The organism is Dorea hominis (assembly GCF_014287705.1).
GTDB classification, from domain to species: Bacteria; Bacillota; Clostridia; order Lachnospirales; family Lachnospiraceae; genus Dorea_D; species Dorea_D hominis.
The window spans coordinates 74564-87409 of the sequence record NZ_JACOOY010000003.1 but is presented as its reverse complement, the minus strand read 5'-3'; the positions used below and the strand labels follow the sequence as shown (position 1 = coordinate 87409).

The following is a 12846-nucleotide window of genomic DNA, read 5'->3' as shown; positions in this document are numbered from 1 at the left end:
AAGGCTGAATGGTTCTAAAGCTCACCTCTGCGACACGTCTCCAGAAGTTCTTCCAAAGTGCTCTGATAATTCGCTTTGACATCTTTCGTAAGATCCAGTCCCTCTCCATGTTCCAGACAATCTGTTACAAGCCATGTCTTTATCCCCAATTGTCCTGCTGCCAGATCTTCTTTTACATCATTACCAACCATCAGACATTCTTTCGGATTTAAATGATTATCCCTTAATACTTCTTCAAAATACTTCACATTCGGCTTGCAGTAATGACTGTTCTCATAAGTTGTGACAGCTTCAAAATCCGACGCATCCAACCCTGCCCATTTGATACGGTTCATAGTCGCACATTCCGGAAATACCGGATTCGTTGCCAGATAGATCTTTTTCCCCTGTTCTTTTAATGTATGGATGATCTCTGCTGCCATTCCGGTCGGATCTGTCGAAACAACTGCCTGATTAAATTCATTCTGGTAAAAATCGGTTACATCCGGCTCTACTACTGTTCTCTCCCATCCGGTTACTGCATCAAATGCTTCCCAGAATGCATCTTCATTTGTCTGGTGTCCGTCATTTGCCACCATTGCATAGAACCCTTTCCACACTGCAGAGATCAGGTCATTTGTACTTATGTCATATTTCTTCATCTTTTCTGCAAGAAGCGGCAGATAAAAAGTAACAAACTTCTCCTGATTCATCGGTAATAAAGTTCCATCCAGATCAAATAATATATTTTGCATGTAATTCTCCAGTTCTTTTCTATGTTCAAATTATGGTTTTCGTTCTGTCTTATATTGTTATCTCTTCAATTCTTCTACCCGGCAGTTCACATCCGCATACAGCCGTTCCACATCTTCCGGAACATAAAATTCTCCTTTTTCATAGAGAATCTTTCCGGCGATCATCGTCATCACTACATTCTGCTTACTTCCGCTGTATACAATATTCTTTGTAAGATTATTGAGCGGCTGCATATTCGGCTGATGCAGGTCGATCATAATAAGATCTGCCTGTTTACCCGGCGCCAGGCTGTCACAGTCCGCAAGCCCTATCGCCCGTGCGCCCTGCACGGCTGCCATATATAACACTTCCTTTGCATCAACAACTGCCGCATCTTTCTCTTTAAGCTTTGCAAGCCCTGTCACAAGAAACATCTCCCGGAACATGTCCAGACAATTGTTGCTTGCCGGTCCGTCCGTTCCGATCGCAACCGGGATTCCCATTTGAAGCATCTTCGTAAGTGGAGGTATCCCGCTTGCCAGCTTCATATTAGATGCTGGATTTGTCACAACGTATAATCCGCGTTCTTTAAAAATCTCCAGATCTTCTTCTGTCATGTGGATACAGTGAAAGCCACCGCCGCCATGTGCGAACATTCCAAGACTGTCCAGATACGCTGTCGGTGTCATTCCAGTTCTGTCAATACATTGTTCCGTTTCGGAACAACTTTCTGAATTATGCATATAAACAGGTGCTTTTAAATCCTTTGCAAGCGCTGCTATGTCCTCCAAAACCGGCTTTGATGTCGTATATTCTGCATGGAATCCAAGCTGATACGAGATCAGCGGATCAAACTGATTGTATGTTTTGTACCATTTTTCCATCTCGGGCACGGACTGTACGAAATCATTTACTGCACCACAGATAACCGTGCGGAATCCAAGATCCTTTGATGCCTGTGCCATCGTATCCGGTGTCAGATACATATCAAAATTCGCCGTAATCCCACTTGTCAGATATTCTAAAACTGCCAGTTTTGAAAACAAATATACATCTTCCGGTGTAAGCTTTGCCTCCATTGGGAATACCTGTTTGTTCAGCCAGTCCAGAAGCGGCAGATCATCCGCGTACGAACGCAAGAATGTCATACCCGAATGTGTATGTGCATTCTTAAATCCCGGAAGGATCAGATTGCCTTGGGCATCAATCTCTCGATCCCATTTATCATCAGCACCTGATGCAGACTGTTCTTTTCCGGTACTGCCACAGCCGGATGGTGCAATTTCCGAAGGTCCGACATAAGCAATCTTATCTTCTATAATCTGGATTTCCCCTTCCACAATCTGAAAATGTCCTGCCTTTTCTTCTGTCATTGGTAAAATCCTGGCATTATATATTCTTATTTTCATAGATTCTCCTGTATTTTCTTACTTTTCTTCTTTCTCCTGAGCTTCTGCCTCCTTCTGCTCCAGAAAATCTGAAATCCGGATAATCGATTCGGATACAAGACTTCTGAATAATGGTGCCACACGGTCTGCTGTCTCCTGAACTTCCGTATGACTGAGTGGTTCATCTGTCATGCCACATGCCATATTAGAGATACAGGAAATTCCACAGATCTTCATACCCATATGGTTTGCTGCAATCGCTTCACATGCCGTACTCATTCCGATTGCATCTGCACCTAACAGCCGGTACATCCGAATCTCAGCCGGTGATTCATACTGTGGTCCGGTAAGCTGCAGATAAGTACCTTCGCGCAGAGTAAGCTGAAGATCACTTGCTGTATAGCGAATCAATTTGCATAGATCTTCATCATAGATTTCTGACATATCCGGAAATCTCGTTCCCAGTTCATCTATATTCGTTCCAATTAATGGTGACGGAACAAAACTTGCGATTTGATCCTGGATCAGCATAAAATCTCCCGGCTCATAATCGTAGTTTACACCGCCGGAAGCATTCGTAAGAAACAGCACTTCTGCCCCCATCAGACGCATCAGGCGGATTGGGAGTACAACATCTGTCATAGAATAGCCTTCATAGTAGTGAACCCGTCCCTGCATCGCTACGATCGGTACGTTCCCTACATATCCAAATACAAACTGACCTTTGTGTCCCTGAACTGTAGATACCGGGAAACCATCAATATCATGGTAAGAAATAATTTTCTCCACCTTCATCTTCTTCACATAGTCACCGAGTCCTGAACCAAGTACCAGCGCTACTTTTGGTTTGAACGGAAGTTCCCCCTTTACTGATTCATAACAATCCGTCAATTTCTCATAAGCTGAATTCATAATTAAGTCCCCTTCCTTATTTACATTTACCGCAGTTTTGCAAGTTCCAGAATCCTCTGGTTGCTACTGCCGCGAAATTTCAGCGTAATATCTTTTAATTCTTCTACAAATTCACCATCTACAAGCACATCAATATAAGACAGCATCTCATCTGTCACCTCTGTATACACTCTGCCTCCCTCTGCAAGATCCACATCAAAGAGATAGCCGCTGTAGCACCAGATATCTTTCTTCGGATACGTCTCCTTGATCTCTCTTAGAAGATTCACAAGCACAACCTGATTCTCCGGCTCAAAAGGCTCTCCACCCAGCAGGGAAAATCCCTGAATATATACCGGCTCCAGAAGTTTTAAAATCCGGTCTTTTACTTCATCGGTAAAAGGCTCTCCATAATTAAAATTCCAGGTTTCTTCATTAAAGCATCCCTTGCAGTGATGCCGGCAACCGGACACGAACAGGCTGACACGCACACCCGGTCCGTCTGCAATATCATATTCTTTTATCGTTCCATAGTTCATAGTTATACCTCACATTATTTCTATATAACATTGTAGTGTTTTTTTGCAATAGTGTAAAGTTGGTAAAACAAAGTTTTCATTTTGAAAGCGTGCTTTGAATAAAAGCTTTTGATAAACGGAGGCTGACTGATGCAGCCTCCGATTGTTGTAAGGATAGCATATTTCTATCTGAAATGAAATCGTATTTCCTATGATTTAGGAAATGAGACAGTCCAGAATCTCCTGTCTCTGTGGCATTACTTTTAATGCACCTTTACGTGTAGTAATAATGGAAGATGCTGCATTTGCAAATAACAGCATTTCTGTCAGAGACTCCTGTGTCAACTGCTCCAGTCCTTTTTCCAGCACGGTATTTAATACGCATGCCATAAAAGTATCTCCGGCACCTGTTGTCTCTATCGTATCTTTCCGCAAAAATGGTCTTCCAAAGACAGTTTTTCCTTTGTAATATACCTTACTTCCATTTTTACCCATTGTTGCACAAATTAGTTTTGCATGACTTTTCTCTCTAATTCTGGCAATTCCTTCATCAATGTCTTTCGTCCCTGTCAGAAAGAGAATCTCATCATCTGATATCTTCAAAATATCACACTGCCCAATACCGTACCACATCTGTTGTCTGGCATCTTCCATATCTTTCCATAACGGTGGCCTGAAATTCGGATCAAAAGAAATCAACACACCGTTTTCTTTTGCTTTCTGAACTGCTTTTTTTGTCACATTTTTTATCTCTTCTTCCGTCATAGACAGGGTGCCAAAATGAAAAATCTTTGTATTTACCAGAAAATCGACATTTATTTCCTCCCACTGCAGCATAAGATCTGCCCCCGGATTACGGTAAAAAGAAAAACTTCTGTCTCCGTCTTTATCTGAATGGACAAAGGCAAGTGTTGTGTGTATTTCTTCATCTTCTACGAGATTGTCTATGCAAATTCCCTGATCCTCTACTGTCTTTTTCAACATTTTACCTAATGCATCGTTCCCGATTTTTCCAATAAATGCTGTCTTTTTCCCGAGATTCTTAAGCATAGCCAATACATTGCAGGGTGCCCCTCCCGGATTTGCCTCCAGAAGTGTATTTCCCTGCGCACTTATTCCATTTTCTGTAAAATCTACTAACAATTCTCCTAAAGCAGTCACATCAAACTTTTTCATGGTGTTCTCCTAGTTATTTCACTTCAATATCGTGTTTATGAATATTAACCACCGCAGAGCCATCACATACAAACTGGATTCCATCTGCATTCATTGGTGTATAAAAGGTTGTACTAAATACCTGCGCTCCATCATTAATAAAAATTTCAGCAGAATATTTATCCAGAATAAATCGCATCTTCATTTTTGCATCTGAAGACTTAACTCTGACTTTTCTATTTGACAATACATCACGTACCATGCCGGAATATGTACGGTCGATTTCAAACATTTTCTTATTCTTATAGTAACTAAAGCTTACTTTATGCTGTGCATCCTGTGCAAAATCAACGGTAAATTCACGATAATCTCCATCTGTAATTTCAACAGTCATATCCAGCACACGTCCTGAAATATTTTCCAATTTACGGATTCCCTGAATATTCTCTCTTTCGTAAGAAACTGAATTTTTATAATATTTTTCGATTTCACGTACCGGACATTGCATCAGTCTTCCCTGCTCCATACGCAGTTCTCGCGGCAAAGTCATCATGCCATTCCATTTCTGTCCTGCAGGGCGTACATCAGAATCCCAGGATTTCATCCAGCCGATCATGATTCTTCTTCCGTCCGGAGTTTGCATCGTCTGCGGTGCATAAAAATCCAGTCCATCATCCAGAGAATACACCTGTTCATAATGAAATTTGTGTGTCTTCTTTTCATATTTTCCAAGGTAATAAACGGAATTATTTCCGTTATGTAATTCTGGGCCGGCGGAAATATCCTGTGGTGAAGTAATCAGCACATATTCTCCATCCAATAAGAAGAAATCCGGACACTCCCACATGGAACCATATTTTCCTTCTTCATCACTGGCCAATACGGAAACATATTTCCACTCTTTTAAATCTTCAGAAGAAAACATTACAACCTGTGGAACTCCATCTTCCGTCTTATTTCCGACTACCATGTAATATCCGTCTTCCTGTTTGCCGATTTTTGGATCTCTGAAATGCTCTCTGCTGAAAGTTTGCGGCAGCATTTCTCCGGTTACTACCGGATTTCCTTCTGTTTTTACATAAGTTTTTCCATCTCCCAATGCAATGCACTGATTCTGACGGCATATCTTTTCACCGTTTTCTTCTTTTTCAATTACTCCGGTATAGACGAGTAAATGTCCCTGCTCTGTCTCAATTCCCGAGCCGGAAAAACATCCTGCCGCATCATAACTCTGATCCGGTGCAAGCGCTACCGGAAGTTCTGTCCATTTCATAAAATCTTCCGTTTCACAATGTCCCCAATGCATCGGTCCCCACGCATCACTATATGGATGAAACTGGTAGAACAAATGTGCTTTCCCCTGAAAAGCTGAAAATCCGTTTGGGTCATTCATCCACCCGCATGGCGGAGTTACATGAAATACCGGTAATTCTTCCTTCGCTATGTGATTTTTCGCCACATATTCATTTGCTTTACTTAATTTATTCATACTTTCTCCTTCTATACTGGAATTACTTCTTCTGTCTTACAATCAAAGAAATGCATTCTGTGGGGAACAAAAACAAATTCTACTTTGTCTCCGACATGACACACTTCGTATTTGGATACTCTTGCAATAGCTGTATTGCCTCCAAAATTAAAATACAGATTGTTTTCATTTCCCATAATCTCTATGTTATCCACAACTGCACACATTTTATTGTCTTTGAATACATCCAGATTCTGTGGATCAAATTTGATATCTTCCCCACGGATTCCGAGAATAACTTTCTTTTTATACGGGCTTAATTTTTTTGCCATTTCTTCTGGGATCTGCATACGGTTTCCGTCAGAGAATACAATCTGTCTATCCTCCACTTTTACTTCAAAGAAATTCATCTGTGGAGAGCCGATAAATCCGGCTACAAACTTATTTACCGGATGTTCATAAAGCTCCATCGGTTCTCCAACCTGCTGTACTACTCCGTCTTTCATGATGACAATGCGGTCAGCCATTGTCATTGCTTCTACCTGGTCATGTGTTACATAAATCGTTGTACTTCCCAGATTTCGATGAAGTTTGCTGATCTCATTTCGCATACTGACTCTCAGTTTTGCATCCAGGTTTGAAAGAGGTTCATCCATCAGAAATACTTTCTGATCTTTTACGATCGCACGTCCAAGTGCTACTCTCTGTCTCTGACCACCGGAAAGATTTTTCGGTTTGCGCTTTCTGTATTCTTCCAGACCCAGAATATCAATTGCCCAGTCTACTTTCTTCTTGATCTCTTCTGCAGGTACCTTCATATTTTTCAAACCATATCCTATGTTTTTCTCCACTGTCATGTGCGGATACAATGCATAATTCTGAAATACCATTGAGATTCCTCTGTCTCTCGGCGCAACCTCATTCATCTTTTTCCCGTCAATATATAATTCACCACTTGTAATTTCCTCAAATCCGGCAATCATACGAAGTGTCGTTGATTTTCCACATCCGGATGGTCCTACAAATGCAATAAATTCATTTTCATTAATTTTCAAATTGAAATCCGTAACTGCTTTTTTATTCGTATTTGCATACTGTTTACATACATTTTTTAATTCAATAAAGCTCATCGCTTAACCCTCCTTCGAACCGGTAGATACTACACCTTCTACAATCTGTTTTGAGAATAATGCATAAATAATAATTACCGGAATTGTAACTAACGTAATAACGGCTAATGTCTGTCCCATCGTTGTATTATCGTTTGAAGTGATCGCATTCAAGCCGATCTGTGCTGTCAGAAGATCACTGGAAGTAAATACCAGTGACGGCCATAAGTAATCATTCCATACATTTAAAAATGTAAATACGCTAACCGTTGCCACTACACTCTTTGACATAGGCAACACCATTGTAAAAAAGTATTTTACCGGACTGCAGAAATCCAGCTGTGCCGCCTCATACACATCATCCGGCAAACTTACAAACACCTGCCGGAACAAGAAGATGTTAAATGGATTGACGATCATCGGAAGAACATATCCAATCACATTGTTCAGTAATCCTAATTTTGCGATAAATAAAAAATGAATTGTAATAATTGTTTCCATAGGCACGATCATCAGAAGCATAATGATCAGAAGCCATCTCTCTTTAAATGGGAAATTGATCTTTGCCAGTGCATAACCTGCCAGACCGTTAACAATAATTCCCAAAAGAATCAGCACCGCTGCGTAAAATAGTGTATTCAGCATATAGCGAATAAAATTCGTATTGGTCAGAATTGTAATGTAATTGTCTAAAAATTTACCGCTTAATGCCGGCGGCACAAATGCTGCCAGAGAGTTCATATCACTCGTGATAGCTGCATCTGTCTTAAATGAATTGGCCAGCATCCATATAACCGGGAACAGGAAAAACAAAGACATCGCAATCATCACGACTGCAAGAATGATGTTAAAATGCTTTTGCTTTTTTGTTAACATACTTTGTTCCCTCCTTATCTTTTGTAACAATTGTCTGAATTACAGTAAGAACCATGACAAAGAATGCAAATACAATTGCCATAGTGGAAGCCAGTCCAATCTCCCAGTTCACAGTACCTGTCTCGTATATATCGTATACCATTGTGTACGTAGAATGGGATGGACCTCCTCCGGTCATAACCATTGGCTGTACTAACATGCGGAATGCTCCGATTGTTACAGTAATGAATACAAAAATACACAGTGGTTTTAATTCCGGCAATGTAATATCTTTAAATTTCTGCCAGTTGCTTGCATGATCCATTTCTGCCGCCTCATAAAGTGCCGGATTAATCTGCTGCAAACCTCCAAGGAAGATCAGCATCTGATAACCCATTCCCTGCCATGCACTCATGATCGCAATAGACGGAAGTGCCTGTGAGGCACTGTTGATAAATGGCTGAGCATGGATTCCTACATGTGCAAGAATCGAATTCAAAATTCCTTCCGGGCTGTAAATCTGTACCCAGAGTGTAGAAACTACTGCAAGAGACATTACAACCGGAATAAAAAATGCTACTTTAAAGTAAGTTTTGCAATATGCTACTTTATTGATCAGCAACGCAAGTACCAATGCACCAATGCTCTGCAAAGGGACTATGATTATAACAAATTTTAATGTATTGCCAAATGCCTGTCGGAAATCATCATCCTTCAGGATCTGGAAATAATTGTCCAGTCCTACAAAATGTGTCAGTCCAGGGTTTAATGCCAGGAAATCAGTAAAACTGAATATCAAAGTCAGAATCATTGGCAAAAACAGAAATAAGGTTAACAGTATCAATGCCGGCCCGAAAAAAGCCATTCCCATAATGGATTCCATTCTTTTTCTCATTACTTTATTTTATAACGCTTCAGCTTTGCGTCAATCCTTTCTACAGATTTATCCAACTGTTCTTTTGCATCGTATCCGCTCAGAACAGAATTTTCCAGTACTTGCTGAAATGATGTACTTACCTGCGGATAAGCAGGTGTCTTCGGTCTTGGATGACCGTATTTACTTAACTGATAATATAATTCTTTATAGTTCTTATCTTTTTTAAACACATCGATGGACTCGTATGCTTCATAAGTAGATGGGAAAGATTTTGATTTTTCCCACAGACGTTTTCCACTCTCTACGCCGCTCATCCATTTTACAAGTTCTGTTGCTCCTTTGATATGCTTTGTTTTGGAAGAAGCTGCAAATGCCCATGAACCGGTAGGTGCATATTGCTCTCCATTCCATTCATCTCCCACAACATACGGTGCCACACCAAAAGATACATCCGGATAACTGGTATACAATGTATTTACTTCCCATGCTCCATCGATTTTAAATGCTGCTCTTCCGCTCTCAAACAAAGAGTCTATCGGAACTTTCGACATATATTTCTGTTTCAATAATGTCTTAAAATAAGAAACTGTTTTTATATTCTGTTTAGAATTAAAAATTCCATCTACGGTAAGTCCTGTTTTGTCTGTCAGATCTCCGCCGTTTGACCAGAAAAACGGAGCATAATAATATATGGTAGCCTCACCCACCGGAAATGTCATGTCTAATGCATAACCATTTTTCTTATCCATAATCGGTTTCAGTTTTTTCAGAACTTCCAAAAACTGTGACTGCGTCCATGGATGATCTGCATCCGGCACCTGAATGCCCGCTTCGTCTAAAATTTCTTTATTATAATACAGCCCGACACTTGACTCCATCGCACCTAATGCATATAACTTATTGTTATAAGTTCCCTGCTCAATGATCGATTTCAAATAAACACTTTTTTCTTTTTCTGTCATTTTTGCCAATGGCTGAATAATTCCGTTCTCTGCATAAGCCGCAATATTTGGCCCATCAACAGTAAGTACATCCGGAAGATCTCCAGACATAACCGATGCATTGATTTTATCTGAGTAGCCACCACCGCTATCATTTCTCGGAATAAATTCAATATCCGCAAAATATTTTCCATCATATGCCTTATTAAATGCATTCACTGCTTCTCTGTAGCATCGTCCCTCATCCGTATCTTCGATAGAATGCACCCATATGGACAAGTATTGTTCTCCTTTATCGTACCCTGCAATACTTCCTGGCTTCGGTGTACTCTTCTGACATCCGGTCAGACTGATCATCAGCACTCCGGCCATCAACGCAGCTATTATGCGTTTTTTCATATCTTTTTTGTCTCCTTTCCAGCTTTCCATTCAATCTATACTCCACTGTGTAACCGGTAAAGTAACCGGTTACTTTATAATCCAATAATACATCCGGGAAACCTGTTTGTCAATACTGTTCTACGCATTTATGTAACCGGTTACTTAACTGGTTATTTTACAATTGTATTGTATGCGGACTTCTGCTATACTAAGTGAAGATTTGATAATTGTTGATCATATTACCTGCATATAAAGGAAGGTGTCTATATATGAGTGAAAAAAAGAAAAAAATTACTTTTGATGATATAGCAAGATATACGAATTTTTCCAAAACTACGATCTCCCGATATTTTAATAATCCAGATTCACTCACTCTGAAAAATCAGGAAATCATTGCCCAGGCTCTTATCGATCTGGATTATCAGGAAAATAAACTTGCAAAAGTCCTTGCAAATGGGAAAAGTGAATTTGTCGGCATTATGCTTCCAAATTTATTTTTGCATTATTACTCTGAAATGTTAAATCAAATTTTATCTACTTATGAAAAATTTGGATACAAGTTTCTTGTCTTTTCAACCGGAAAAGGATCCGAAGAAACCGAGCGCAAATATCTCCAGGAATTACTTGCTTATAAAATTGAGGGATTAATCGTATTAAGCCATACTATTCCTTCCAAGGAACTGGCTTCCTATCAAATCCCAATTGTTACAATCGAACGTGAGGATCAATATGTTAACAGCATCAACACAGATAACTATATGGGTGCTGTTCAGGCTACCAGTCTGCTTATCAAAAACGATTGCGAGATTTTGATTCACATTAATTCCCATGTTCCCACACAGATCCCTTCCTATGGCCGAATCAAAGGGTTCTGTGACACATGCGAACAATATAATATTCCGAATGAACTCATTCTTTCTGATTTAGGAAATACTTATGCCGAGACCACCCAGCGGATTGCTGATATTTTTTCTTCTATTGAGGGAAAATATCCAAATATAAGAAAAGGAATCTTTATGGCTAATGATACACATGCAAATATTTTTCTTAATTTACTCATGCGCAAATATGGACATTTCCCTGACGAATACCGTATTGTCGGATTTGATGATTCTCCAATTGCATCTGAAGCAATCATCCCTATCAGCACTGTAGGTCAGCAGATTGATAAAATTGCTTATGAAGCAATGGAATTACTTGTATCACAGATGAACGAGCAAAAAAAACGCAAGCCAAAACCACAGTCTGATATCATCCACAAAATGATTACACCGATTTTGATCCGCAGAGATACAACTTCTTAACTTTTCTTTTTCACTGAAAAAGACTGCACATTATAAAAACAGAGGGAACACGTACTTACTTTCCTGTTCCCTCTGTTTTTTATATTTCATCATAAGTGTCTAAGAAATTATGTTTCACTCCATCTTTCTTATATGCCACAATGGTATTTAAATTGACATTTTCTACGCTCTTGAAAATGTTGCCCTCGACGAACCGGTTCGTCTTTTTCAATTCGCTGATGAGATTCTTGATCTCGATCCGCTTGGACTGGTTCTCTTCATTGTTACATGTTGTACAAGTGTCTGTAAATTTACATGCACACTGAATAAAATGCAAATCGTTATAATCTCTCCATGCCTTGATGTCATCTTCACGCACAAGATAGAGTGGACGAATCAGCTCCATTCCCTCAAAATTTGTACTATGCAGTTTTGGCATCATCGTCTGGATCTGTCCGCTGTAAAGCATTCCCATCAGGATCGTCTCGATCACATCATCATAATGATGTCCCAGTGCGATCTTATTACATCCCATATCTTTTGCGAAATGATACAGATGTCCTCTGCGCATTCTCGCACAGAGATAGCACGGTGATTTCTCTACATTAAATACCGATTCAAAAATATCGGATTCAAAGATTGTGATCGGAATATTCAGTTTCTTCGCATTATCTTCAATAACCTTGCGATTCTCCGGGCTGTATCCCGGATCCATTACAAGAAACTTTACTTCAAAATCAAACTTGTTGTGTACTTTCAGTTCCTGAAAGCATTTCGCCATCAGCATCGAATCTTTTCCACCGGAAATACAGACTGCAATCTTATCTCCCGGTTTTACCAGTTCATACGTGTTGATCGCTTTTGTAAATTTAGACCAGATTTTTTTCTTGAATTTCTTGCGAAGGCTCTGCTCTACTTCCTTTGCTTTCTCATTATTCTGATCCTTATCCATCTCCTCTTTCATAACGTCCATCAGCCAGGCTACATAACCGCCTTCCAGGCTCTCTGCGTTATATCCTTCTTCTTCCAGCTCTTCTGCGATCTCTACGCTGATTTTTCCTCTGCTACAGCAGATAACCTGCTTTTTCTCCGGATCCAGCTCTTTATTTTTTAATTTTTTTTCAATCTCTTCCGGCTTTACCGCAATTGCTCCGGGAATTGCTCCGTGGGAAATCTCTACCTCACTGCGGATATCCAGAAGCTCATAACTGTCTTTTTCTAATTTTTTTAATTCCGCTATTGAAATACTCATCTTTGTATCACCAA

Annotated in this window: 12 protein-coding genes; 1 reads left to right on the top strand and 11 read right to left on the bottom strand. The window is 39.9% G+C overall.

Annotated features, from left to right (window positions below):
• Nucleotides 1–14: 14 nt before the first annotated feature.
• The 10 genes from H8S07_RS03050 to H8S07_RS03005 form a co-directional block, all read right to left on the bottom strand.
• The gene (locus H8S07_RS03050) at nt 15–734 is read right to left on the bottom strand and encodes an HAD family hydrolase (protein WP_021860086.1); all 720 of its coding nucleotides are present in this window, start codon (nt 732–734) and stop codon (nt 15–17) included.
• Nucleotides 735–791: 57 nt separating this feature from the next.
• Nucleotides 792–2123, bottom strand: coding sequence for an amidohydrolase family protein (locus H8S07_RS03045; protein ID WP_186855396.1), 1332 nt, complete (start codon nt 2121–2123; stop codon nt 792–794).
• 18 nt (nt 2124–2141) lie between these two features.
• Nucleotides 2142–3017, bottom strand: a complete 876-nt coding sequence (locus H8S07_RS03040) for a purine-nucleoside phosphorylase (RefSeq protein WP_186855432.1) — start codon at nt 3015–3017, stop codon at nt 2142–2144.
• A 23-nt stretch (nt 3018–3040) separates the two neighbouring features.
• Complete coding sequence (nrdG, locus tag H8S07_RS03035; protein ID WP_021860083.1) at nt 3041–3532, bottom strand: anaerobic ribonucleoside-triphosphate reductase activating protein; 492 nt, start codon at nt 3530–3532, stop codon at nt 3041–3043.
• 195 nt (nt 3533–3727) lie between these two features.
• Nucleotides 3728–4687 carry a carbohydrate kinase family protein gene (locus H8S07_RS03030; RefSeq protein WP_117537518.1) on the bottom strand — a complete coding sequence of 320 codons (960 nt, stop codon included), beginning with the start codon at nt 4685–4687 and terminating at the stop codon, nt 3728–3730.
• A 13-nt stretch (nt 4688–4700) separates the two neighbouring features.
• Nucleotides 4701–6155 (bottom strand): glycoside hydrolase family 32 protein, encoded by a 1455-nt coding sequence (locus H8S07_RS03025; protein WP_186855395.1) that lies wholly within the window; start codon nt 6153–6155, stop codon nt 4701–4703.
• An 11-nt stretch (nt 6156–6166) separates the two neighbouring features.
• A complete protein-coding gene (locus H8S07_RS03020) occupies nt 6167–7264 on the bottom strand; it encodes an ABC transporter ATP-binding protein (RefSeq protein ID WP_186855394.1) in 1098 nt (365 codons plus the stop codon).
• Nucleotides 7265–7267: 3 nt separating this feature from the next.
• On the bottom strand, nt 7268–8119 hold the full coding sequence (locus H8S07_RS03015) for a carbohydrate ABC transporter permease (protein WP_117537512.1): 852 nt from the start codon (nt 8117–8119) through the stop codon (nt 7268–7270).
• Nucleotides 8091–8981, bottom strand: coding sequence for a carbohydrate ABC transporter permease (locus H8S07_RS03010; RefSeq protein ID WP_330598498.1), 891 nt, complete (start codon nt 8979–8981; stop codon nt 8091–8093). Before H8S07_RS03010 ends, H8S07_RS03015 begins: the two co-directional genes overlap by 29 nt.
• 11 nt (nt 8982–8992) lie before the next feature.
• Complete coding sequence (locus tag H8S07_RS03005; RefSeq protein WP_186855392.1) at nt 8993–10315, bottom strand: ABC transporter substrate-binding protein; 1323 nt, start codon at nt 10313–10315, stop codon at nt 8993–8995.
• 251 nt (nt 10316–10566) lie between these two features.
• On the opposite strand from H8S07_RS03005, the gene H8S07_RS03000 reads away from it, so the two are divergent.
• Entirely contained in the window at nt 10567–11601 is a 1035-nt protein-coding gene (locus H8S07_RS03000; protein ID WP_186855391.1) for a LacI family DNA-binding transcriptional regulator, read from the top strand.
• Nucleotides 11602–11680: 79 nt separating this feature from the next.
• On the opposite strand, the gene H8S07_RS02995 is transcribed toward H8S07_RS03000, so the two are convergent.
• A complete protein-coding gene (locus H8S07_RS02995) occupies nt 11681–12832 on the bottom strand; it encodes an ATP-binding protein (protein WP_117537508.1) in 1152 nt (383 codons plus the stop codon).
• Nucleotides 12833–12846: the final 14 nt, after the last annotated feature.